General features: G+C 64.5%; 26 protein-coding genes and 2 pseudogenes. 21 read left to right on the top strand and 7 right to left on the bottom strand.

Annotated features, from left to right (window positions below; all coding sequences use genetic code 11):
- The first annotated feature begins 11 nt into the window (after nt 1-11).
- On the top strand, nt 12-842 hold the full coding sequence (locus AC5L38_RS42760; protein ID WP_495248542.1) for a class I SAM-dependent methyltransferase: 831 nt from the start codon (nt 12-14) through the stop codon (nt 840-842).
- Between the two features lie 287 nt (nt 843-1,129).
- A complete protein-coding gene (locus tag AC5L38_RS42755) occupies nt 1,130-1,423 on the top strand; it encodes a hypothetical protein (RefSeq protein ID WP_495248541.1) in 294 nt (97 codons plus the stop codon).
- Nucleotides 1,424-1,504: 81 nt separating this feature from the next.
- Here AC5L38_RS42755 and AC5L38_RS42750 read toward each other — a convergent pair whose 3' ends face one another.
- Nucleotides 1,505-2,500, bottom strand: a complete 996-nt coding sequence (locus tag AC5L38_RS42750) for a CPBP family intramembrane glutamic endopeptidase (RefSeq protein WP_495248540.1) — start codon at nt 2,498-2,500, stop codon at nt 1,505-1,507.
- Between the two features lie 20 nt (nt 2,501-2,520).
- Entirely contained in the window at nt 2,521-3,201 is a 681-nt protein-coding gene (locus AC5L38_RS42745) for a hypothetical protein (protein WP_495248539.1), read from the bottom strand.
- A gap of 69 nt (nt 3,202-3,270) precedes the next feature.
- Between AC5L38_RS42745 and AC5L38_RS42740 the strand changes: the two genes are divergently transcribed.
- From AC5L38_RS42740 to AC5L38_RS42700, 9 genes and pseudogenes are all read left to right on the top strand, one after another.
- Nucleotides 3,271-3,873 carry a TetR/AcrR family transcriptional regulator gene (locus AC5L38_RS42740; RefSeq protein WP_495248538.1) on the top strand — a complete coding sequence of 201 codons (603 nt, stop codon included), beginning with the start codon at nt 3,271-3,273 and terminating at the stop codon, nt 3,871-3,873.
- Between the two features lie 61 nt (nt 3,874-3,934).
- A pseudogene (locus tag AC5L38_RS42735) lies at nt 3,935-4,111 on the top strand (IS701 family transposase); the annotation flags it as partial.
- A gap of 304 nt (nt 4,112-4,415) precedes the next feature.
- Nucleotides 4,416-4,778, top strand: coding sequence for a tyrosine-type recombinase/integrase (locus AC5L38_RS42730; protein WP_495248550.1), 363 nt, complete (start codon nt 4,416-4,418; stop codon nt 4,776-4,778).
- A gap of 12 nt (nt 4,779-4,790) precedes the next feature.
- Nucleotides 4,791-4,961 carry a tyrosine-type recombinase/integrase gene (locus AC5L38_RS42725; RefSeq protein WP_495248537.1) on the top strand — a complete coding sequence of 57 codons (171 nt, stop codon included), beginning with the start codon at nt 4,791-4,793 and terminating at the stop codon, nt 4,959-4,961.
- A gap of 40 nt (nt 4,962-5,001) precedes the next feature.
- Nucleotides 5,002-5,394 carry a ribonuclease E inhibitor RraB gene (locus AC5L38_RS42720; protein WP_495248536.1) on the top strand — a complete coding sequence of 131 codons (393 nt, stop codon included), beginning with the start codon at nt 5,002-5,004 and terminating at the stop codon, nt 5,392-5,394.
- Between the two features lie 370 nt (nt 5,395-5,764).
- On the top strand, nt 5,765-6,724 hold the full coding sequence (locus AC5L38_RS42715) for an ankyrin repeat domain-containing protein (RefSeq protein ID WP_495248535.1): 960 nt from the start codon (nt 5,765-5,767) through the stop codon (nt 6,722-6,724).
- Nucleotides 6,725-7,025: 301 nt separating this feature from the next.
- A complete protein-coding gene (locus AC5L38_RS42710; protein ID WP_495248549.1) occupies nt 7,026-7,952 on the top strand; it encodes an ADP-ribosylglycohydrolase family protein in 927 nt (308 codons plus the stop codon).
- Between the two features lie 392 nt (nt 7,953-8,344).
- Nucleotides 8,345-8,485 (top strand): annotated as a pseudogene (locus tag AC5L38_RS42705) (IS5/IS1182 family transposase); the annotation flags it as partial.
- Nucleotides 8,486-8,513: 28 nt separating this feature from the next.
- Nucleotides 8,514-8,948: a VOC family protein gene (locus AC5L38_RS42700; RefSeq protein WP_425964368.1), complete on the top strand. Its 435-nt coding sequence runs from the start codon at nt 8,514-8,516 to the stop codon at nt 8,946-8,948.
- A 1,086-nt stretch (nt 8,949-10,034) separates the two neighbouring features.
- On the opposite strand, the gene AC5L38_RS42695 is transcribed toward AC5L38_RS42700, so the two are convergent.
- Together AC5L38_RS42695 and AC5L38_RS42690 are read right to left on the bottom strand one after the other, a co-directional pair.
- Nucleotides 10,035-11,273, bottom strand: coding sequence for a WD40 repeat domain-containing protein (locus AC5L38_RS42695; protein ID WP_495248534.1), 1,239 nt, complete (start codon nt 11,271-11,273; stop codon nt 10,035-10,037).
- 157 nt (nt 11,274-11,430) lie between these two features.
- A complete protein-coding gene (locus AC5L38_RS42690) occupies nt 11,431-12,201 on the bottom strand; it encodes a GntR family transcriptional regulator (protein ID WP_495248533.1) in 771 nt (256 codons plus the stop codon).
- Between the two features lie 93 nt (nt 12,202-12,294).
- Here AC5L38_RS42690 and AC5L38_RS42685 point away from each other — a divergent pair, with 93 nt between their 5' ends.
- The 3 genes from AC5L38_RS42685 (at nt 12,295) to AC5L38_RS42675 (ending at nt 15,907) form a co-directional block, all read left to right on the top strand.
- Entirely contained in the window at nt 12,295-12,666 is a 372-nt protein-coding gene (locus tag AC5L38_RS42685; protein ID WP_495248532.1) for an ATP-binding protein, read from the top strand.
- The gene (locus AC5L38_RS42680) at nt 12,663-12,917 is read left to right on the top strand and encodes a hypothetical protein (protein WP_344899299.1); all 255 of its coding nucleotides are present in this window, start codon (nt 12,663-12,665) and stop codon (nt 12,915-12,917) included. The genes AC5L38_RS42685 and AC5L38_RS42680 overlap by 4 nt, the downstream gene beginning before the upstream one ends.
- A gap of 1,199 nt (nt 12,918-14,116) precedes the next feature.
- Nucleotides 14,117-15,907 (top strand): GmrSD restriction endonuclease domain-containing protein, encoded by a 1,791-nt coding sequence (locus AC5L38_RS42675; RefSeq protein ID WP_495248531.1) that lies wholly within the window; start codon nt 14,117-14,119, stop codon nt 15,905-15,907.
- A 506-nt stretch (nt 15,908-16,413) separates the two neighbouring features.
- On the opposite strand, the gene AC5L38_RS42670 is transcribed toward AC5L38_RS42675, so the two are convergent.
- Genes AC5L38_RS42670 through AC5L38_RS42660 form a run of 3 tightly spaced genes read right to left on the bottom strand, consistent with a single transcriptional unit; the run spans nt 16,414 to nt 18,346 of the window.
- A complete protein-coding gene (locus tag AC5L38_RS42670) occupies nt 16,414-16,779 on the bottom strand; it encodes a helix-turn-helix domain-containing protein (protein ID WP_495248530.1) in 366 nt (121 codons plus the stop codon).
- Nucleotides 16,780-16,811: 32 nt separating this feature from the next.
- A complete protein-coding gene (locus AC5L38_RS42665; RefSeq protein WP_495248529.1) occupies nt 16,812-17,507 on the bottom strand; it encodes an HAD family hydrolase in 696 nt (231 codons plus the stop codon).
- Nucleotides 17,504-18,346, bottom strand: a complete 843-nt coding sequence (locus AC5L38_RS42660; protein WP_389927512.1) for a GntR family transcriptional regulator — start codon at nt 18,344-18,346, stop codon at nt 17,504-17,506. Before AC5L38_RS42660 ends, AC5L38_RS42665 begins: the two co-directional genes overlap by 4 nt.
- A gap of 136 nt (nt 18,347-18,482) precedes the next feature.
- Between AC5L38_RS42660 and AC5L38_RS42655 the strand changes: the two genes are divergently transcribed.
- The 7 genes from AC5L38_RS42655 (at nt 18,483) to AC5L38_RS42625 (ending at nt 22,815) form a co-directional block, all read left to right on the top strand.
- The gene (locus AC5L38_RS42655; protein WP_344899307.1) at nt 18,483-18,812 is read left to right on the top strand and encodes an SCO3933 family regulatory protein; all 330 of its coding nucleotides are present in this window, start codon (nt 18,483-18,485) and stop codon (nt 18,810-18,812) included.
- A 93-nt stretch (nt 18,813-18,905) separates the two neighbouring features.
- Nucleotides 18,906-20,243, top strand: coding sequence for an FtsK/SpoIIIE domain-containing protein (locus tag AC5L38_RS42650; protein WP_495248528.1), 1,338 nt, complete (start codon nt 18,906-18,908; stop codon nt 20,241-20,243).
- 84 nt (nt 20,244-20,327) lie between these two features.
- Nucleotides 20,328-20,999: a DUF2637 domain-containing protein gene (locus tag AC5L38_RS42645; protein ID WP_495248527.1), complete on the top strand. Its 672-nt coding sequence runs from the start codon at nt 20,328-20,330 to the stop codon at nt 20,997-20,999.
- Nucleotides 21,000-21,123: 124 nt separating this feature from the next.
- The gene (locus tag AC5L38_RS42640; protein WP_495248526.1) at nt 21,124-21,282 is read left to right on the top strand and encodes a hypothetical protein; all 159 of its coding nucleotides are present in this window, start codon (nt 21,124-21,126) and stop codon (nt 21,280-21,282) included.
- Nucleotides 21,279-21,404 (top strand): hypothetical protein, encoded by a 126-nt coding sequence (locus AC5L38_RS42635; protein ID WP_470158547.1) that lies wholly within the window; start codon nt 21,279-21,281, stop codon nt 21,402-21,404. Before AC5L38_RS42640 ends, AC5L38_RS42635 begins: the two co-directional genes overlap by 4 nt.
- Before the next feature lie 89 nt (nt 21,405-21,493).
- Nucleotides 21,494-21,625 (top strand): hypothetical protein, encoded by a 132-nt coding sequence (locus AC5L38_RS42630; RefSeq protein WP_495248525.1) that lies wholly within the window; start codon nt 21,494-21,496, stop codon nt 21,623-21,625.
- Nucleotides 21,622-22,815 carry a replication initiator gene (locus AC5L38_RS42625; protein ID WP_495248524.1) on the top strand — a complete coding sequence of 398 codons (1,194 nt, stop codon included), beginning with the start codon at nt 21,622-21,624 and terminating at the stop codon, nt 22,813-22,815. Before AC5L38_RS42630 ends, AC5L38_RS42625 begins: the two co-directional genes overlap by 4 nt.
- The last annotated feature ends 55 nt before the right edge of the window (nt 22,816-22,870 follow it).

Raw genomic sequence — 22,870 nt, 5'->3', positions numbered from 1 at the left:
GAAGGAGACCCATGTCCCTCCCGAACGCCGCACAGGCGAATTCATGGAACGGGCCCGAAGGAACCCACTGGGCCGAGAGCACGGACCGCACCACGGGCCGCAACACCGCCTTGCACCGGCTGTTGTTCGAGGCCGCGGCGATAGGGAAAACGGACAAGGTCCTGGACATCGGATGCGGCGCGGGCGAGACGACCATCCTCGCGGCTCGTCAGGCGTCCCGCGGATATGCCGTGGGTCTCGACCTCTCCCGGCCGATGCTGGAACGGGCCCGCGCCGATCAGGCCCGAACCGGGCTCGCCAACCTCCGGTTCGAGGAAGGGGACGCCCAGGTCCATCCCTTGGGCGAAAGCGAGTTCGACGTGGCCATCAGCCAGTTCGGAATCATGTTCTTCGCCGACCCCGTGGCCGCCTTCGCCAATATCGGCCGCGCCCTGAAACCCGCGGGCCGTCTCGTCTTCGTGTGCCCCCGGCAGATGACCCGATGCGAGTGGTACACCGTTCCGATCTCCGCCCTGACCGGGCCTCCCGAACCCTCCCCGAACACGTGCGAACCCGGGATGTTCTCGCTCGCCGACCGGGGGAGGATAGAAGACGTGCTCGGCGGGGCGGGCTTCGGGTCCGTCACGGCGGCCTCCGTCGAGGTTCCCCTGTTCTTCGGCCAGGACGCCGCGAGCGCCGTCGGCTTCTTCCTCGGCACCGGCCCTGTTCGCGCGATCCTCGACGAGGCGGTCATGACGGCCGACGCCGCCCGAACCGTTCTGGAGGATGCGCTGCGGCCCTACGCGGGTCCTGAAGGCGTCCGCCTGGGCGGAGAGCTCTGGATGGTCACCGCCCGGCGCTGACCGGCCGAGGTCGCGCCGGAGGCCGTTCCCGCCGCCGCGTGGAAAGGTTCTCGCCGACGGACCCACCTGGCCGCGGCACGGGGACAGGCCCGAACAAGGCGGGGGCCGTCACCACCTCGCCCGTACGGCCAGCCCGGCCTCCACGGGCAACGCGACCGCTCGCCGGCTCATGCCTCCGACGCGGTCAGGGCGGCCGGTCGGTGGCGCGGGGCGGCGAGGTCGTGGGCGGAGCGGGCCTTCGGCCTGTCCGACCGCGTCCTCACCGCCCTCAGCGCGGAGTCACGCGTGTGGATGGTGACCTGGCACTTCAACGGGGATACACGATCCTCCACGCGGCCGACGGCGAGATCAGAGCGTGGATGCGCGACTTCCTCTCCACCGAGCACAGGGTGGAGAACGGTGATCCGAGCATCCTGGCCGGTTTCCGCACCGTGCTCGACGCTCTCGACCCGGAGGACTACCACGGCAAACGCGGTGCGGCGTTCGCCTTCATCGAGGCGGCCACCGGCATGTGCCTGGACAGTGAGTTGCCGGATGTGGAGAACGCCCCCGTCGTCATCCTCGACAACCCCGCCGCCTGACCGGCTGTCGGCCGGCCTCCTCGACCGGTGACGCCACATCCGTCACCCCCAGACGAGCCCGACACATCCGACGAGCCCTGCTCAAACTCGGCTGCGCCCTGATCTGCCGGAGCCGCCTCCACCACTCGACGAGTCAGAAGTACGTGCTGGTCCTGACGTTCGGGTGCACCACCAGACGATGGCGGTTATGACGATGACAGCGAGGGCGGGCACGAGCTGGTACGGCGAGCCGGCTCCGACTGAGCGGTCCTGCAATGAACTGCCGAGGTCTACCCGCAGGGATGTGGCCAGGATCAAGGTAAAGGTATTGAGTACGGCGTGGAGCATGACCGCGATCTCAAGCCCGCCTGTGCGCCAGGTGATGATGGCCAGTCCGGTCCAGAGCACGAAGTACCAGACGATGATGTACGGATCCGTTGCGCCATGGATGGCGGTGAACAGCACGCTCGAGACCAGCACCCCGGCGACCAGCCCTGCCCTTGAGTTGCGGGTCCAGCTTCCGATGACGCGGAAGATCAGACCACGCACGCCGTATTCCTCGCCCGCCGACTGCAGCGGGGTGAGGAGCATCGTGGCGATGAAGATGGCGATGAGGTCGGTCTGCGACCAAGGGGACTCCTCAACGGGCGTGAGAGCTCCGAGGATGTTGACGATCAGCCAGGCGGGACCGAAGACGAGGAGCGATCTGCCGAGCAGGCCGAAGCGGAACCGCGATGTCACGGAGTGCAGAGATGCGCCGGGCACGCCGTAGAGCCACCGTTGGATGAGCATGCTCCACGGAATGAGCAGGCCGAGGGAGATCATCGAACTGGCATGGGAGAGCGGCGTGTAGTCAGTGCCACCCAGGATCGGCGGGGTTTTGCCCATCTGTACGTCGATGAGCGCAGCCGCCCTGCCGATGACCGTCGGGAAGATGACCAAGCCCGCCAGCAGGAGGATGATTGCGAAAATGCCGCGACCGATCCGGCGTTTGTCGCCGGCGAGTACCCGGTGGTACTCCACTCCGGCTGGAATTGACGGCCCATCGCGGGGCTCGCCTTGAGTGAGCAGCCAGTTCGGCTTGGTCACGGTAGTCATGGCTTTTCCTTGTAGGTGTGCTATTTCCCGGCTTCGTCGAGCAGGCTGTAACGCAGGCGAAGTGCCCGCTCAGTGCTTCCCAAAATGGCCCCGACAGCGAGGACGAGGTTAAGCCAAATCGATAGGTGGACGGGCGATTCGAAACGGCCGAGGCTTTCGGCGATCGGGGGGATCCGCGAAACCGGTTCGGCGAGCTGCAGCAGGTTCAGGCCGACGCCGACGAGGAGCATCAGCACCGAGAGAAACCCGACCGAGCGGCTCAGCGCCGGGTGGTCGCGTTCGACGCGGGCACGGCGCCCTTCGGCGGACTTCGGATCAGGGATGAGCTGGCGCTCCGCGCCGCCGGTGGTGACGTAGTGGCAGCGCTTGATCCCGAATGCACTGATCGCCACCTCGATGGTGCCGCCCTCGACGGGAAAGGCTGCCGGGAGTTTGGACTCGGCGTGGTGTCTGCCGTCGAGGTACAGGTGCGCTCTCGCCTTGCCACTGCCCGTATCAACCCGGTATGGGAGGTCGACGGCATATACCGTCTGCCGGCCGTCCCAGTGGGGCAGCGGCAGGTAGAACAGTGCGCGGAAGGGCAGCTGCCACCAGCGGAGAGGTTTCAACGCCCGCCCGTCTCCGCCTTGGATGCGTTTGGCTGCCCGCCGTTGCCGCCAGTCCTCGATCACGTTTCCCCACTCGTCCTTGACCGCCGCCATTTCACTAACACACTGTGCTAGTAGCAACGCTAGCACAGTGTGTTAGTACGATGTGACAGGAGGTGGCAGGTGACACAGCGGAACAAGAACACCGGTTCGCGCGAACGGATTCTCGCGGCTGCGGCGGCGATGTTCGCGGAGGATGTAGGGGCGAGGCTGAGCGTGCGTGCGGTTGCGGCACGCGCCGGGGTGAGCACGGGCTCGCTCAGGTTTCACTTTCCGACCCAGCTCGCGCTGCAGGAGGCCGTGCTCGCCAGGATCTACGGCCACTTGTTCCCTGACGACCCGATCCACGACCGATCGCTACCGGCCCGAGATCGACTGGCCAACTGTCTCCGGCAAGTGCTCGCCCCCGCCGGCGTCGGGCAGCAGGCACGTGAGGCGTGGACCAAGGCGTACCAGACGTATATCGCGTCCGACCCGACCGAGGAGGTGCGCGCGGCGTATCTCGCCTTGGAGCGAGAAGGTGGGCGCCGTATCAAGCACTGGCTGACGGTTCTCGCTGACGAAGGGGCGGCGCCCAAGGAAGACCACGCACGCCGGGTGAGATTCCTGCTCACCGTCCTCGACGGACTCTCGGTCGAACGAGCCCTGCCCGCCGATGATTCGATCCTGAGATCCGAGACCGAAACCCTCTATACGGCCGTTGACTGCGTCCTCAGAGGGACGTAAGTGCGCTTTACTCCGACAACGACAGGTTGAGATCTCAGGTCCTGTAATGGATGATCCCGTCATGCCGACGGAGACGGTAGCTGGATGGTCAGCGGGATCAACGGCGTTCCTCGGCCGGTTCGCGGGCCGATTCCCGCGGGTGGAAGCGCGTCGGCAGATGCGCTCCCATGTACGAGGCCTGCTCGGTGAGAGTGAGCGTAAGAACGGCTGGACGCTGGCCGAGGCAACCGTGACGACGCGAACGTTCCTCGCCGACAAGCACGTGATCCCTGCCCTTGGCGCCCGGAAGCTCCGCGAGTTGTCCGCCGACGACGTGGATCGTTGGCCGGCCGGCAAGGCGAAGCAACTCAGCACGCGGAGTCTTCGAGAGGTCCGCTCCGTCCTCAAGCGAGCAGTGGAACGCGCGCAGGCTCGCGACAAGGTGAAGCGGAACGTGGCCCTGCTGTGCGAAATCCCGAAGGGGCCGGAGGGACGCCCGTCGAAGTCCCTCACCTTCGACCGGGCGGCAGCTGTACTCACCGCTGCGGAGGGGGCCGCCCTTCATGCCTACGTCGGTGTTCTCCCTGCTCCTCGGCGCCCGTACGGAGGAACTGAGGGCACTCACCTGGTCACACGTCGGCCTCGACGGCACTCCGCCATCCATCATGGTCTGGCACTCGGTCCGGGAGGACGGCGACACCAAGACCCGCAGGTCCCGGCGCACGCCGGCCATGCCGAAGCGCTGCGTGGAAGCCCTCAAGCTCCATCGTGAGCGGCAGGACGTGGCCAAGCGGGCGGCCGGTGACGACTGGCAGGACCACGGCCTCGTGTTCGCGTCCACGGTCGGCACCGAACTCGACTCCCGCAACGTCCGCCGCTCGTTCCGGACCGTGCTCAAGAAGGCCGGCCTGAACGAGAAGGAGTGAACGCCCCGGGAGATGCGGCACAGCTTCGTCTCGCCGCTGTCGGACTCCGGAATCCCGCTGGGGAACATCTCCCGCCTGGTCGGCCACCGCAACACCTCGGTCACCGAGACCGTCTACCGCAAGCAACTCCGCCCGATGCTCCTGGAAGGCGCCGAAGCAATGAACCAGCTGTTCCCGGACTGACTATGATCACCGATCCGAACAAGATTACGAAGGATGTCGCATGTGGCCGTTTCGAAGAAAGAAGCATGAGCACGTCGATCTGGAAGAGCGGTCACCAGAGCTCGGGGTCAAGTACAAGGACCTGATGGTCATGCATCAGCTCATCAAGGCAGGAGCTGATCTTGAGCAGCCTCGTCACGTGATCTTCTACCTGTACGCCCCGACCCTCGATGCCGCCCAGAGCATCGCCAAGGAGGCCAACGCCGCCGGCCACGGCCTGCGCCCCGAGGTCGGGAAGCCTTCCCCGGAGTATCCGGACAGCTGGCCGGTGACCTGTAAGGCGAACGCGGTGATCTCACCCGACTTCGTGCGGGAGACGGGCAACCTGTTCGACGACCTGGCCGCTCGCCACCACGGTGAGTACGACGGCTGGGAGGCCGCAGCCACCCCATGAGGGATGTCACTCAGGAACGCGGAAGGCCACTCCCGATCTCTCGGAAGTGGCCTCTGACCTGGTGGAGATGAGGGGATTCGAACCCCTGACCCCTTCGATGCGAACCCTGGTGGGACGTACCGCTCCTGGTCGCCGGATGCCATCCGGTGCTGTCAGGTGCCGCGATGGTGACGTCCGTTGATCTTTGCTGCGCTCCCGTGTCAACGAGTCCGCTGATTTTTGCTGACTCCGCCCAGCCGTCCACAGGCCGGTATGACCACGATCACCGAAGGCCACCCTCCATGGACCAACTGCGGCACCGGCCCGAATCTGTCGGCCTCACACGCCATGATCGGCATTCACATGTCCCGTACGTTCCTCAAGGAGTGCCATGGCTGCCACCGACGATGTCAGATGGTGGGGCGTCAACGACTGGACAGATCTCGACCTGGTCCGCGCCGAGCTCTCCGCGGGTGCCGATCCGAACTCCGGCGTGCCCGTCTTCGAAAAGCCGCTGCACGCCGCGGCTGATCGCGGCTCGCCGGAAGTGGTCGCCGAGCTGGCCATGCGCGTCGATGACGTCGACGCGGAAAATCGAGGCCGCACCGCTCTGTGGATGGCCGTCTTCGAAAACCGCACGGACAACGTCCGAGCCCTCGTCTCCGCCGGGGCGGACCCGTGGCGCCCCATGATGGCAGGCTGGTCTCCCGGCCGCCTCAGCCTGGCCGGCCCCACTCCCGACCTCTTCCCCCTCCCCTCACCGGATGCCGGTCTGTCCGAGGCCGAGGCAGCCGCCGTGGCCGAAGCCGGACGTCTGATCCCCGCGCTGGGAGACCTCTATTACGACGGCCTGAGCATGGCCTGCGTGGCCGACGTCAGCGCGACCGAGGCGACAGCGCGGCTGGAAGCCGCACCTGCCGACGACGTGGACATCGATGCGCTTTACGAGGCCTGGTGGAACAACCCGGACGCCGATCTGATCATCGGCATCACGGACGTGCCCGGCGGCTGCGTCATCACCCAACCTTGGGGAAACACCGCGTCCACTCCCGGCGTCATCAAGCGCGTCTCGCCAGGCACGGTCTGCTACAGCATGTACGCCAATCCCAAGGGCGGCAGTAGCGGAGACGTCGCCCGGGACGGCGCCGTCATCACGGCCTGGGAGCCGTGCGTTGCCTACACCGTCCCCACTGACGCCCTTGCCGAGGAGATCCTCGCCTTCTATCTCCACCGCGGCCACCCCGTGGCGTTCTGCTGCGCCGGCGCGGGTTTGCGCCTGGCCCACGCCGGACCGATCATCGGCTCGTCCGCCACGTGGCTCAGGCTGCCCAGACAGGACCAATGGACCTGACCGACGGCAGAACGAAAAGCCCGGCTCCATGTTCTGGAACCGGGCCTTTCTGACCTGGTGGGGATGAGGGGATTCGAACCCCCGCCCCCTTCGATGCGAGCCCTGGCGAGGCGTGCCGGGCCTGCCCGCCGGATGCCATCCTGTGCCGTCAGGTGCCGCGCCGATGCCATCCGGTGATCTCGGCCATGCCCCCGTGTCAGCGGGTTCGCTGACTTTCATCAGCCCTTCGCGGGCCGGTTCCATCTGTCGGTCACGAAGCTTCCACTCCACGACGGCTCGGTAGCCTGCCGTTGTGGATCACATGGAGCGCGTCGCCGGGGCAGTCGTCGGTTCGGCGGTTGGCGACGCGCTGGGCGCCCCTTTCGAGTTCGGTCCGGCAGGCGCGTTCTCCGCTCGCTTCCCGACACCAGGTGCCGGAGGGGAGATGTGCGGGGGCGGCGGCTGGGACGCCGGGGAGGCCACCGACGACACCCAGATGGCCGTTCACGTGGCCGAGTCCCTGCTGGAGTGCGGCGGCTTGGACCTGCCCGACGTCTTCACCCGCTTTCAGCGCTGGGCGGCCGACGACCCCAAGGACATCGGGCTGCAGACCGAGGACGTTCTCACCCGCGGCCTGCCCTGGGACCAGGCCGCCACCGCTCACTACCGCAGCAGCCACCGCGCCGCCGGAAACGGCTCACTGATGCGGGCCACCCCCTCCGCGGTCTACTTCGCCGCCGACGGGCGGCAGGCCACCATGGACGCCGCCCGCCGCATCGCCGCTCTCACCCACGGCGACCCCGCGGCCTGGGAAGGAACGGCGATCTTTCACGACCTGGTGCGCCACGCCCTGAGCGGCGCGAACCCCTTAGAAGAGCTCCCGCAGACCCTCCCCGCCGTCCATCCCGACCACCGCGAGCGGTATGCCGTCGTATTGGCCCCGGACTGGCATCCCGGTCAGGCCACCGAGTTCAACGGCGCCGTCTGGCCCTGCCTCGGTTCCGCCGTATGGGCCCTGCGCACCACCCGAAGCTACGAGGACGCGATCCGTGCCGCTATCGACCTGGGCGGCGACACCGACACCGTCGCCGCGGTCACCGGCGGCCTGGCCGGAGCCGTCTACGGACTGACCGCGATCCCGCCCCGCTGGACAGAGCCTCTCCACGTCCCGCTCCCCGGAAGCGGCGGCCGGACTCTGCGCCTGCCACATCTGCTCGATCTCGCTCACGCGCTGACAGAACAGCATTGACAAGCGACGACATCAAACGACACATGGTCCCTCAGAAGACCAAAGGGCCGCCTCTGATCATCAGAGACGGCCCTTGAACTTGGTGGGGATGAGGGGATTCGAACCCTGCCCCCTTCGATGCGAAGCAATTCGAACACACGTACCGATCATGTTCTCGCCCTCGCGACCTGCGCCCGACCGTCCGTCAACGTCCATCTACGTCTGTGATCGACCTTTACGGTTGTCACGCAGTTGGTCACTCAGAACCCAGCAAGAAGCGCCTTTTATGCTGCCCTTCGGCCTTGTCGGGGACGGCGGGGACAGCCTGTCCCCGGCAGTGTCCCCGATTCTTCATGGCGTTCTCCCTGGTCAACCCCCTTTGGGGGACACCGGGGACAGCTCCAGGCGTAGTTGCCAGGCCTCCGGCTCACGGCGAACGCGCGAATGCCGTCCTGAAGAACTGGCGGATCCTGCGCAAACTCCGCTGCTGCCCGCTACATGCAGGTCAACTCGTCAAAGCAATCTTCGTCCTGCAAGCTCGCGAGGTGCGGTGAAATACCTTCAGTATGGAAAGCTTCCCCCATGGCATCCGTTAAGCAGTTTCAAGTCACTTTCGACTGTGGGGAACCTGAACGCGTCGCTCGTTTCTGGTGCGAAGTGTTGGGGTATGTCGCACCGCCGGTACCTGAGGGATTTGCTACCTGGGACGACTTCAACCGCACGCTGCCGCCTGAGGATCAGGGTTCATGGGCCGCATGCGTTGATCCCTCAGGGGTGGGTCCGCGGTTGTTCTTCCAGCGCGTTCCCGAAGGGAAGGTCGTCAAGAATCGGCTGCACCTTGACGTGCGGGTCGGCAGCGGACTCGTGGGTGCGGAGCGTCTGGCGGCCCTTGAGGCCGAATGCGCGCGGCTGATCCCGCTCGGCGCGGTCCGCGTAGAGCTCCTGCTTGCCGATGGGGTAAACGAGTCGACCCTCGTGATGCAGGACATTGAGGGCAACGAGTTCTGTCTGGACTGAGAGATCTAAGCCAGGCCGTGCCGTACCCAAACATTGGGTTCGACATAAACCGCGTGGTTCTGGTCGATGTCGACGTGGACGGCGGCGAGCGTTTCCGGGACATCCTGAAGGCCCGGGGCGTCGAAGGGAGGCCGGTCCATTTGCGCCATTCGTCCAGAGTCCCGGCGATGGTCATGGAACGTGGGCATACCTCGACGATCTCGCCGCCTGCGCGTCCTTTCCTGCGCTTCGCGTCAAGAGCGGCTGAGAACACTCCAGGGCTGATCACGCCTAACCCTCCGTGGAGGTCTGAACGGAGTGACGTTAGCAGGGCTGAGCCTTGGAGCTTGGACGTGCGGACAGGTTCGCGATAACACCAACCCATGATCAACCCCAAGGTGTTCTCAGCAGCTTTTGACGCGAAGCGTCCAGGCGCGAAGCGCAAAGGAGACGCGCGAAGCACCTTCATCGTGGTGCTTTTATCGAGGCCGCCACCGGTATGAGACTCGAGATCGGATGGCCGGATGTGGAGGACGCCCCCGTCGTCATCCTCAACAAGCCTGACGCCTGACGCGGGAACCGGCCGATCTCCTCATCACAACACGGCGGCCCACCCGCTCTGAAAACGTCCGCTGACTTTTCGCTGACTTCGCCCCTGAAGCCCGCAACGGGCAACGCGCCGCACGATCCCTGCCACCGGCGACCCGCACACCACTTGAGCAGCAAAAAGGCCCGGTTCCATGATCTGGAACCGGGCCTTTCGTCTTGTGGAGATGAGGGGATTCGAACCCCTGACCCCTTCGATGCGAAGCCAAGTCATCCGGCCTGGGACCTTGGCCTATGCGCTACATGAGCTGCGGAGACAGTCTCTCGCCGTCCGTGGTCGTCCAGCCCCGTCCGTGGCCGTTGTCACCCAGTTGGTCACTCAGTTCTCCACGGGTCGACTCCCCCGGTATGCCATGAAGCTCCCGCCCTGGAGCAGAGTGACGGCACGTCCCTCGTGACCGGTCATCCGCTGATGCGTTCGCCACCACCGCTACCCGCCATGCGCGATGAGTCACCATCAGCGCCAACAGGGCAGAACGAAGATCAAAGATTGAAGCCAGGCTAAGAGCCCAGACTCCACACCCGTATCGCCTTGTCCCTACCTCCGGACACGATGACAGGGGTCCCATCGCTACGCTTGCCGATCGCTATACCGAGGGCACCGTCGGAATGACCGTTGAACGGCTCTCCGACCGCATCTCCCGTGTCCAGATCCCATACCGACACGTTGCCGTAGTCATCGCCGTAGACGATGACGGAGGAGCCATCGCCGCGTTGTCCCACCGCCATGTCCGCGAAACCGCTGGACTGAACCTTGATCGAACCACCGAGAGGTTTTCCGGTGTTCAGGTTCCAGACCTGAATCCTGCCATCGAGATCACCTTCTTCGAAAGGCCAGCCCGGAGAGTCGGCGGAAACGACGACCGGAGTACCGTCACTGCGCTTCCCGATTGCCAGACCTTGAACAAAACATGCGGCGCGGCATCGGGTGAGAGTTTTACTGAGGGGCTTTCCCGTGTTCAGGCTCCAGATGCGCGCCTCTCCGCCGGTGTTGCCTGTGACGACGACAGGCGTACCGTTGCTGCGCTTTCCGGTCGCCAGTTCGGTGGTAGTGGTGAGACTTTCGGTGAAGGATCTCTTGATGGGTTTACCCGTATTCAAATTCCACAGGCCGACAACCGATGATATTCCCCCGGCGGTAGCGGCAATGACAGGGGTGCCGTCGCCGAGCTTTCCCGTCGCCACTGCCCACATGATGTCTCGTTTGGACACGATAGGCTTGCCGATGGGTTTCCCGGTATTCAGGTTCCAGATCCGTACCGTACTGTCATCTCCACCGGACACGATGACCGGTGTGCCATCACTGCGCTTTCCGGTCACCACACTCCAGATTGATTTGGAATGCCCTTTCAAAGGTTTTCCAATGGGCTTTCCGGTGTTCAGGTTCCAGATGCGTATGGTTTTGTCGTGACCGCCGGAGACAACGACTGGGGTGCCGTCACTGCGCTTGCCGACAGCCACCGTCGTCACGGTGCTCGTGTGCCCTTTGAGGGGATCGCCGATCAGGGTGCCGAAGGGAGGGATGTCAGCCAGGAGCGAGGGCTTCACCGCGCTACCGGACAGTCGACTCGCTGAGAGATCGACCTTGGATGTCGCGCCTCTCACCGACAGGTTCGGGGAACCAACGGTCAACAGCACGCCCATAGCGACCGCTAAGAGCCTGGGTCTACCCCGGAAGGTGCGGCCCACCGCCATATCTACCTCGTATCCCGGCGCCCGCCGCAGCATCATGTCGATCATCGATTGCCGTCAGGTTAGTCACTGTGTTCATGTCGCAGGAAGAGGCCGGCGCCCACAAGTCCCCGATCCCACTTGGGACCGCCGCTCACTTTCCGTCGGCCAGCTCTCCCAGTCGACCACGAAGCTCCCGCCCTGGAGCAAAGTGGCGGCACACCGGTCATCCGCTGGTGCGTTCGCCTACCGGGCCGGAGTACCCGAGTTGCGAGGTCTCCGCCGGGACCACGATGTCGGCGACTTCGACCGGCCGGCCGTCGGCGAGGTAAGCCCGCTGGATCGTCAGCACGATGGAACCTGGCGAGATGCCGAGTCGCTTGGCCTCGCCCGGAAGAGTCGCGCGTGCGCCAACATCCTCGACCCAGTCATCGACGATCACCCCGATCTCGGCCATCCGATGCGTCACCCCGTGGCCGGCCAGCGGTCCGTCCTCCGGCATCGCCACGATCGTGCCTTTGGTCAGTTGCAACGGCTCGTAGGAATCCGACAGCATCCAGACCTGACCGTCGGCCCGGAAGACGTACCGGGTGTGCATGACGTCATCACGGTCATCTTCGGGCTCGTCGAGAGCAAGCCGGGCGCGTACTTCCGGCGACGCGCGCACCGTGGCGGACTCGTACTCCCAGCTTCCGGCCCTCGCCTGCTCAAGCATGCTCGCGGCGAACGGCGAGCCGGCCCTCCGCTCTCGATACCAGGAACGGGGAATCCTCCGTACCGGCTGGCGCTCCCTCACGAAAGTGCCCGCGCCGGGGCGGGAGATGACATGCCCTTCCTGGGCGAGCTGACGGATCGCCTCGCGGATGACGCCCTCGGCTACGCCGTGCTCGGCGGCCAGGTCCTGGCGTGCAGGCAGGCGAGTTCCCGCGGGAAGTTCGCCGGTGACGATTTGCCGCCGGATGAGGGCGACGAGCTGAAGGTACCTGGGCTGATCCACTTCACCAGGTTGACATCCGGATATCCGGCTTGCAAGCTGTACATCCGACTAGCGAGCCGGATAGCCGGATCGCTCTTCCCCTGGTGGTGATCCATGTCGACCTACTCACAGGACTACGCGCCGTTGCCCGGCAGCGTCGACGCAGCCGTACAGCACGCTCGCACCATCACCAAGCAACACCAGCCTGACCGCACGGACGACGCCGCACAGGTGGTGCACGCGATGGTCTCCGACTCCCTCACCCGAACCGAACAGGGCAGCACGATCCGCCTCATCACGACCGTCGCGCCGAACTGCATCCGCTTCGAAGTCCGCGACCCGAACACCCCGAAACCAGGTGCACTCACACACCCGGACGCATGGCGGCTGGTGTCCGCACTCGCCGACCGGTACGGATCTCGCGGTACCCGAGACGCCCACCTGTCCTGGGCCGAGCTGTACGTCCGACAGGTGGCACCCGTATGACCCTCGTGCTGCCGGACCCCAGCCTGCCGATCGACGACGCCGAGTGGCTGAAGATCCTCACCGAAGCCTTTCCGTCCTGGAGCTTCTGGCACAGTCCCGCCGGCTACTGGAGAGGCACCCACCACCAAGAACTGACCGAGGAACAGGCTGCCCCTGAGTCCCCGTTCCTGCGCACTGTTGAAGCCAACACGGCGCGAGAACTGGCTACTGAACTCGCCCGGCAGGAGATCCTCCGGGGAGCACCGGCATGAGCTTCGATTTCGGCATGCCTCACGCGGTCTGCGACCACTGCGGTCACGACCTTGAGCGGCGGTCTGGATTGGACGGGATCGTCTACCTGGACTGGCTCCTGGATCCGAAGCTCGACCGAGCTGCCTGTGAGACCAGTCCGACCAAGCGGCACGCACCCCGAGATGAGACGCCCATGAGCGTCCGCCAGGAGGCTAGCGAGCTCCTGTAATCCCCCGCTGCCGGTGCCTGTCATGGCGGCGGCAGTCGGGCCAGACCCCCGCGAGCAGGTGCGCGCAGGCACTCACCCGCGGGGCCCGTGGTCCCGCTCCAACCTGGAGGGGGGAGCCGTTCCGCAGGGTGGGACGGCATGGGGCGGGACCACCCATCGCGTCCGGCAGGCGGCGATCCCATCGCGCCGTCGAACCTTGGGCCCTCGCTCTCCTTCCCCGGCTAGGCGGGGCCCACCCGTACACCGACGAGCGCGCGACCCGTCCCGCTCTCGCCCTTGCCATCTCCCCAAGGCGAGGGCTTCTCTAGATCACCGGAGACCAGATGCTTCCTTGTATTTCCATCCTTGACCGCCTCCGCTTGCACCTTCGCCGATTAAAGATCCGCTTATGTCTACGCAGAGCCAAGCGGGCCGATAAGGCCATTGAGGAGTTGTTGCAGGAGCTTGGCCAGGATCCTGCCGAGGCTATGGAGGCGCTACAGAAACGTTTCCCGCACGCCGACGACACCTGACATAAAAAGCCTCTGCCCGGAGGGGAGCGAGACCTCGACCCGATGATCGAGCGCCTACCATCGAGCTCTGCGCCTCCGGCAACCTAACGCTTATCTGCCGCATCACTATTGAATCAGGCAAAAGTGTCATCTAAGACAGAACAATGCTCAGCAAGCGCGCCGAGAACCCAGACGTACCTACTGCCTGGATCCCTAAATTGAGATGGTGACTCTCAAAATGAAACAACCACACGATAAACCGCCTGCACATCGCAAGCATGGGACCATTAGGTAGCAACACCCTTAGATGCTTTAAATAACCCAGCTCCAATCAATCTTACCGATTACACCAGATTCGTCCCATAGCAGACGATTCGCGCAGATAACATACCAAATAAAGACAAACCGTCAGACATGGAACATGTCAGTAGGGGGCGGGAGGCACCCTAAGCAGGAAAAATCCTTCCACGAGAGAGAAGGGCCGACTATGATCCCAGGCATGCAAAATTCTGACCTGTCTGTCCAGGGCCTTAACCTTCAAACTCTATACAACCTCTACTACAACGACAAACTACAAGTAAATCGACGCTATCAGCGCAAACTTGTGTGGAGCGTCGAAGAAAAAGAAAAACTAATAGATTCAGTTGTCGAGAAATTGCCAATACCCTTAATTTTGCTTGCACAGCGACAGAGGGGAGGCGGCGGAGGTGAACGACTGGAAATCATCGACGGCCTTCAGAGATTAAATGCCTTCTTTGATTTCATGGAGAATAAGTTTTCCTACAAAGGAGAATCCTTTGATTTGGAAACCATAGGTGACACTAAAGCAAAGCGGGACGATAATCTTGTAATCCAAGGAAAAAACAAGATGTCGCGAACACAGTCCTTGGAAATAGCTAACTACCAGATACCCGTATCCATCTATAGGGACGCTACTACATCCGCGATCGATGAGGTTTTCCGCCGTATCAATAGTGGTGGCCGGCGGCTAAGCCTCCAAGAAATTCGACAAGCGGGAGCAATAGGCCCGCTCCCGGACCTCGTGAGAAGACTTAGCGCATCCATACGTGGAGATGGAACGTTCTCAGAGGCCGTCCTTATGCGAGACATGGCGGCATTAAGTATATCTCGGAAAGACCTAGAGTACGGACTCCACATAGAAAACATGTTCTGGGTTCGTCACGATGCTCTGGGCCAAGAAGATATAAGGTCATCTGGTGATGAAGAGCTAGTTTTGGATCTAATCTTAGACATAGTTATTCGTCCCTGGCCTACCAGTGGCTGGCAAAACCGCGACGTTGCCTACGGACTTAGCAGAAGAATTAATACAGCATCATTGGAAGAAGCGAACGCGGCAGTAACTAAAGCCGATCCACAGCTCCTTCACCAGCAAATGCTAAGCATCATACAACTAATTGACGAAGTAATGGAAGGACATGGATCACTCGGTCGCCATATGGTTCAACTTGAAACATATGAAAAGGGTACGCAGCGACAATTCCGAGCGATCTTCTCGGCCTTGTACGATATTACTTTCAAGCAGAATATGGTGCCGAAGTCCCTGGATGCGGTTCGGGACGTCTTAAAAAATTTCTGGAGCAAAAATAACCTCGCTATCCCCACGGGTGGAAGCGCGTGGGGAAAAGAGAGCAAAGCCAAACTCTATCCGGATGTACAGAAAGCTCTAAAGCGGGCTTTTTATCGCCCCGAGCCACGCCATTCGGTGGTGCAACTCAACTCCCGCCTTTACATGGAGGATATCCTCAAAGGTCCGGTCGACGAGGATCCGCTCATAGAGCTGAAGCAGGGGTTTTGTCGACTCTCAAATCCTCCGGTTGAGGATACAGAACTATTTGAAGAAGTTATGCAGACGGCTGCAGCTATGGCCAATTATGGTCCAGACTGCGAGGGCGTCATCGTAATCGGCATAGTCGATAAACCTGAAGACGCGGCCCGCCTCAAAAGCCTTTTCAATCTCGAAGCTATAGAAGTATGCGGCCACCTTGTCACCGGAACACAAGAACAAATAATTCACCTTAACTACAATGTCGACAAGTGGTGGAGAAGGTGGCAGGAACGCATCATGAAATCTCCATTTACCTCCGAATTTGCTCACAACCTTGCTAGCAGCCTCAAGCCAGTTTACTGCGACGGAAAACTTCTATGGGAACTGCGCCCGAGATCTATTAACAAACCAATAACATATGGAAATAGATTTTTTGTTCGTATAGGGCCATCTACTCATGAGCTTAGTCTGGAAGAATTTCTAGCCAGAATGACATGGAAGTAGCAATGACATTTCCCGCCTGATCACCTCGTACGCCATCGACCCACCGCGGAGCGGCAGCGGGCCGGGGACGGAGGGGCAAGCCCGGCCTCGCGTGTACATCAGCCGGCTGCTCTTCCTCGATCATTGGATGCCATCCCGCACGGCCGGGCTTGCCCCGTAGGAGTCGGTCTGCTGGGCTTGCCTGGGTCGATGGCGTACGAGGTGATTAGCCCCGGCCACCCCACAACCCCGGCTCGTGCTCGGCGATCACCTCGGGGCCGGAGTGCCCCCGCCGGAGGCATGCTTTGATCTCCGCCGTCTGCTCGCCGTGCGACTGTCGCATCGCCGTATCCCGTCCGGCTTATTGGTCATCTCTCCGCGTCACTGTGCCTGGCGCCTGTTGGGCGGTGGCGGTCGGCCGGGACCGGCCCGAAGAGGCCGCACGCCCGGCCGGTCCGCCGACCGCCCGCCGCCCACCGGGCGGCGGCTTGATGACGTAGGGAAGGTTTGAACCAAGGAGCTTTGACCTACTCGGGTTGCGACGCACGCGAGCGGGCCATCGAGCGTGATAGCCCGAGAGAGTCTTTCTTCCTGAAGACTCCGTAGGCGGCAAGCAGTGCATCCTTCTGCTCACGTGTCAGATCCGGATCGTCATCGATCGCCTTCTCGGCAGGACTACGGAGTTTAGCCACTTCATCCAATAGATCGATTAGATGGATCTCATAGAGCCTCGACAAGCTTTCCCAGTAATCAGCTCCAGGTGCTTTCACTCCGCGTTCCCACTGGGACATGGTGGACTGTGAAACACCGATCTCAGCTGCGACATCGACCTGCGACAAGCCCTTACGCTCTCGCGCTGCTCGCAGGCGCTCCCCTAGTACTGATCGAGTCATATTCGAATATTACTGATCGACTACTTGCAGCGCTAGCTCTTCTCGATAGCCGACCTGACGTAGGACGCAAGCTTCTGCATGCTGTCGGTCACCGCGTCGGCTCCGGCCTCGGCGAGACTCGCCGCCTTACCGTGCTCGTTGGCGTAGGCGACGCTCCGGGTTCCGGCGTTGGCCGCGGCCTGCATGTCGAAGTCGGAGTCTCCGATCAGTACGGCTTCGCCCGGCGGCACGTCGACCATCCCGCATGCTCGGAGCACTGATCGGGGATGCGGCTTCATCTCGGCCGGGTTGCCGATCGGACGGCCTACGATTCCGGCTACCTGCCCACTCAGCTCGGCCAGGTCGAGAAACCGCTCGATCGCGGGCTCGGAGTTGTTGCTCACGATCACTACAGGCCGGTCCGCCTCGGTACAGGCGGCAAGAAGTGCCCGCACACCCGGTGTGATTTCAGCGCAACCTGCGGCTTCGATCTCGTAGCCGACGAACGCGGTCTCCACCTTGTCGACCAGGCTCGGCGCGAAGAGCGCCGTACGGCGCAACACCTTGAGCGGGTCGTCCAGCTCCGCGACGTCTTGGGGAAGCTCTGCTCCCTCGTCCTGGAGCAACTGTTTGAGCCGGGCTGCGATTACGGGTGCCGGCAGACCGGCGAAGATGCTGCACACCGGGCCGTCGAAGTCGAGAAGGACGGCGCGGGACCGCCGGAAGATCTCCGTCAGCGTCTCGGTCACAGCTCGATTTCCCGGCTGATCGTGGTCCACATGCTCTCGAACCAGGTACGGACCTGGGCAACGTACTGCGACTGCATCGACGAAGCGTCCTCGGTCACCTGGTAGTGGAACAGCACCGCGTCCTTGCCCATGACGTCGTACAGCTCGTGCGGCTCGCCCTTGATCCGCACCGTGTGCTTGACCACCGGGTAGAAGCCGAAGAACACCTGTTCCCGGTTGATCACGTAGAACTTGAACGCCGGGGTCGTCTGGTGGACGCGCACCTCGACGGATGCCGACTTCACCAGCCCGAGGTCCGCCAGCTCGTGGACGGCGTCCGCGATGGCCTGGGTACTGCGCTGCTGGATGCGGCGAGCGCGTGCCCGGATCACCGGGTCGTCGCTGAGGTCGTCGGCCCGGCACGGCAGGGACATCGGCTGGTCCATGTCCGGGACCAGGATGCGGATGCTGATGGACTCAGGTGTGAGCCGTCCGAGACGAATCTTGTCCAGCGGCTCCTGGAGCATGCCCTGAAGCGTCTCTCCTGAGAAGCCGGCGAAGTCGATGGCGACGTTGGTCGTCTCAAAAGCGTGCTCGATGTGCGGCCTGAGTTCTACCGGCCGTTCGGTGCGCTCCCGAACGAACACGCCGCTCCCCTGGCGCGACACGATCAGACCCTCGTCCCGTAGCAGGCGGATGGCCTGCTGCACGGTCATGCGCGCCACGCCGTACTGCTTGGCGAGTTCGGTCCCGGAGGGCAGCTTCTCCCCCGGCTCGAACTTCTTCGTCAGGATCGCCGCACGCAGGGCGTTCGCCACCTGCTGGTAGGGCGGACGCGGGTCGTCAGGGTCAAGACTCATCACGCAAATCAGTCTAGTTCTCCTAGGTCGCCTAGGCCAGTTCTTCCTGAAGGGTTGACATGGCTAGCCATGCTGGTCAACATAAAGCCATAGCCAACCTGGCTAGGCAGGTTAGTCAACTCAAGGAGTGATCCACATGCGCAACATCCCCGTCGACCTCTCGGCCCTGGCGTTCATTGTCGCGGGCGAACCTGAGCCCAAGATCGTGGACCGCGCCACGGGCGAGGTCAAGAGAGACGCGGAGGGGCGGGAGCTCTACACCATCCCGCTCTTGCCCAAGCCGAACGACGACCGGCGCAACCCGGTGATCGTGGTGACGTTCCCCAGCGAGACGTTCCCGCAGATCCCCGAAGGTGTGCAGGTCGTCCCGGTCGGCCTGGCCGCGTTCTTCTGGTCGATGAATGGCCGCTCCGGTCTCGGCTTCCGTGCCGAGACGATCCGGCCGGCCGCCGTCCGGGCCGCCTGACCGGCCTGACGTGGTGCCCCTGGAGCGGGCTCGCCTGGCAGCACCGCCCGCTCCGGGGCTTCCTCTCGCCTACACGAAAGGACGGTTCTCATTATGTTCGAATGTCTGCTCTGGCTCGCCCTGGCCGCGACCGTGGTCACCATCCTGCTCCTGTGCTGGCGCAGGTGGCACCGGCCCTCGTTCTGGTTCGTGGTCGGCTACCCGCTCGCCGCGGTCACCGTCCGCGCCACCTGGCGCAAGGTCGCCCTCGGCTGCGGGCTCACCAAGAAGCGGCAGCGCTTCTGGTTCACCACCGTGCCCGGCCTGATCTCCTCGACCGGCACCGTACGGGTCAGGCGCAGGTTCCAGCGGGTGACGGTGGACACCAAGCCGTGGATGTGGCTTCCACTGCCGACCCGGCACGGCTGGCGCGTCACCGTTCACACCCTGGAGGGTCAGGTACCCGGCGACTACAGCGCGGCGGCGGAACGGTTGGCGCACTCGTGGGGTGTGCACGCGGTTCGCGTCTCCTCGCCCCGGCCGGGACGGGTGGTGCTCGCCGTGACCGTCCGAGATCCCCTCGTACGCATCGACGACCTGCCGCCGTCACCCGACCTGCTCAAGGTCACGGTGGGACGGCTGGAGACCGGCCACCCCTGGGAGATCGATTTCCGTACCGTCCCGCACTGGCTGAACGCCGGGGCCACGCAGTCGGGCAAGTCCAACCTCGCCAACGCGCTGATCGTCGGCCTGGCCCCGCAACCGGTCGCTCTGGTCGGCTTCGACCTCAAGGGCGGTGTGGAGTTCACCCCATACGCGCCCCGGCTGTCGGCACTGGCCACCTCGCGCACCGAGTGCGCCAATCTGCTCGACGACCTGGTGGCGCTGATGGCCGACCGGATGGAGACGTGCCGGGACGCCGGAGCACGCAACATCTGGCAGTTGGACGACCACGACAGACCGGTCCCCGTCGTGGTCCTGGTCGACGAGCTGGCCGAGCTGTACCTGATGGCCGACAAGAGCGAGAAAGACGAGATCGCCCGCACGTCCACGGCACTGCTGCGGGTCGCTCAGCTCGGGCGGGCCTTCGGCATCTACCTGTTCTGCTGCGGCCAGCGCATCGGCTCCGACCTCGGTCCCGGCGTCACCGCGCTGCGCGCCCAGTGCTCCGGCCGCGTCTGCCACCGCGTCAACGATCCCGAGACCGCGACCATGACCCTCGGCGACCTCGACCCGGCCGCCCTGGTCTCCGCCCGTGCGATCCCCGCCGAGACGCCCGGCGTCGCAATCGTGGCCGGCCAGGACGGCCAGTGGTACCGCGCCCGTTCCTTCTACGTCTCCGAGGCCACCGCCGAGTACGCCGCCCAGCGGCACGCCCACCTGACCCCGTCGTGGGCCGCGGTCATGGCCCCTCGCGTCGGTGACACCGTACTGGACCTGCACGTCGCCTGACCTCATCCCCCGGCCCGGTGTGAGCCCCGATCACGCCATGTCCCTACCCGCCCCATGCCTGAATCCGGAAGGAGGTGACTCGCGATGACCAGCTACAAGCCCGGTCGCGTCCGCTCCACGCTGCTGGATTCCGCACCGGTCGTGGTCCTGGCCGTCATAGCGGCGGTGGGCTCCTTCACCCACATCTCCGAACTGGCGGCCGAACACGGCCAGCGCGGCTGGCAGTCCTGGGCCGTCGCGGTGTGCATTGACCTGATGTGCGTCATGGCCGCCCGCGAGCTCCAACGCGACAAGCGCACCGGGCGCCCTCGGCGGGGGCCGATCTCCTGGCCTGCTCTCGTACTAGCCGGCGGGATCGTCCTCACTCTGGCCGCCAACCTGGCCAGCGCCGAGACCTCGGTCTGGGGATGGATCTGCGCCGCGACACCCGCGGTGGCCTTCCTGGTGGCGGTCTCCATGCTGGAACGCCGCGCTTCCCACCGGCCCCCGTCCCCGGCCGTCGTCGATCCGGCCCCGGTGCCCGTCCCCGAGATCGACTCGGTTCCCGTCCCCGCTCCTGACGTCGCCGAGAGCTCCCCGGGCAACCAGCCCGGTCCGTCATCCCCCGCACTGCTCACCTTCGCCCGGCGGTTGGCTGACGAACACAGCGCCAAGCACGGCCGGCCCGTCACAGCGGATCTACTCCGAACCCGTATGGGCATCTCCGGCGACCTCGCGGCCGATCTGCTGCGGCAGATCGCGACCGACCCCACCTGACAGAAAGGACTCGACCCGTCATGACCTCACCCGATCTTCCCCACCTGGTGGAGGCGGCTCGCTCCTGGGCGCGCGGCTCCTACGCTGACCGGTCCGCCTGGGCTATCACCGAACGCGACGCACCATGACCCGGCTCGTCTGCCCCTTCTGCGAATGCTGCGCCCGCTACGGCTGCGAGATCGACGGCGACCCGACCGGCTGCGACCGCCTCGACCCCGCCGACGGCACACCCTGTCCCTGCACCCGCACCGAGGAATCCGAGGAAGGAGAAGACCCGCTGTGATCCACGCCTACGCCTGCGGCACCTGCAACGGCACCGGCCTGGTCAACGACGACGGCGACACCAGTCCTTACCAGGTTGCGGTCACCTGCTCCGGCTGCGACGGCACCGGCATCGACACCTGACCGACAACGCCACCACGGGGCGGCTCAAGCCTGGCAGCCCGCCGCTCCGTGGGGCGTTCCCTCCGCTCACTCGCAAAGGAGCCACCAGTATGCGCCACCGACCCCGCGCGGATCGCGACTGCCGCGACTCCGTCCGCGTCCATCCCACCCGCCGCGACAGCAACCGAACGACCACCGACGACGGCCCCGGCTTCGAGGGCACCGGAAAGGAGGACGAATGACCGAACAACCCGCTCACATCGGCGACCTCATCGGCCCGGTCATCCGGGACCTGGCTCAGTACTCCGGCCGGGACCTGAACCGCTGGCTTCACCAGGTCGACCGGCTGCGCGGCTGCTCTGACCCGATCCGCCTGACCGGCGAGGTGTCCACGCTCGACTCGACCACCGGGGAGATCCTGCACCGCTACTCGACCCAGGGCGAGCCTCACGGGCAGTTGCTCGTCCGCTGCGGCAACCGGCGGGCCTCCCGCTGCCCGGCCTGCGCCGAGACCTACCGGGCCGACACCTTCCACCTGATCCGCGCGGGCCTGCTCGGCGGGGACAAGGGAGTGCCAGCCACTGTGAGCACGCACCCCCGTGTCCTGGCCACCCTCACGGCTCCGGGCTTCGGGCCGGTCCACCGTGGTCCCGACAAGCACGGCCAGGCCGACCTCTGCCACCCCCGCCGCAACGGTCCGACCTGCTTCGAGCGACATGTCTCCGGTGATCGGCGCATCGGTCAGCCCCTCGTCCCCGGCACCTACGACTACACCGGCCATGTCTTGTGGAACGCTCACGCGGGTGCGCTGTGGCACCGCTTCGGGATTTACCTCCGGCGACACCTGGGCACGGCGGCCAGGCTGACTCGCGCCGAGTTCAGCCGACAGGTCCGGCTCTCCTTCGCCAAGGTCGCCGAGTACCAGGCGCGCGGAATCGTCCACTTCCACGCCGTGGTCCGCCTCGACGGCCGCGCTCCAGAAGGCGAGATCGACGCGCCACCGGCCTGGGCCACCGTCGAACTGCTCTCCGAGACCATCGAGTCCGCGGCGAAGGCCGTATATCTCGACGGTCCCGGCCCGGACGGGGAAGGTTCACGAGAGCTGCGCTGGGGCGCGGTCGACGTGCGGCGGATCGAGTCGACCGGCCCGGACGGGTCCGCGCTCCCCGAGGCGGCGGTAGCCGGCTACGTCGCCAAGTACGCCACGAAGGCCGCCGAGACCTCCGGCACCCTCGACCGGCGGGTGAAACGGTCCGACCTCGCCCGGCTCGAACAGCAAGGCGTCACCGAGCACGCCGCCCGGCTGATTCGTACGGCATGGCTCCTCGGCGACACCGAGGCTTATCCCAACCTCGCGCCGCTCCGTCTCCGGCAATGGGCGCACATGCTCGGCTTTCGCGGCCACTTCTCGGATCTGGCAAGATTTTCGTGATGGGGTGACGGAACGTCACTGCGGTGGCATCGTGGCCATTGTGTGAAGACCTTCT

This window comes from Streptosporangium nanhuense (assembly GCF_059358815.1).
The sequence above is the reverse complement of the archived record's forward strand: the minus strand, read 5'-3'. Positions and strand labels throughout refer to the sequence as shown.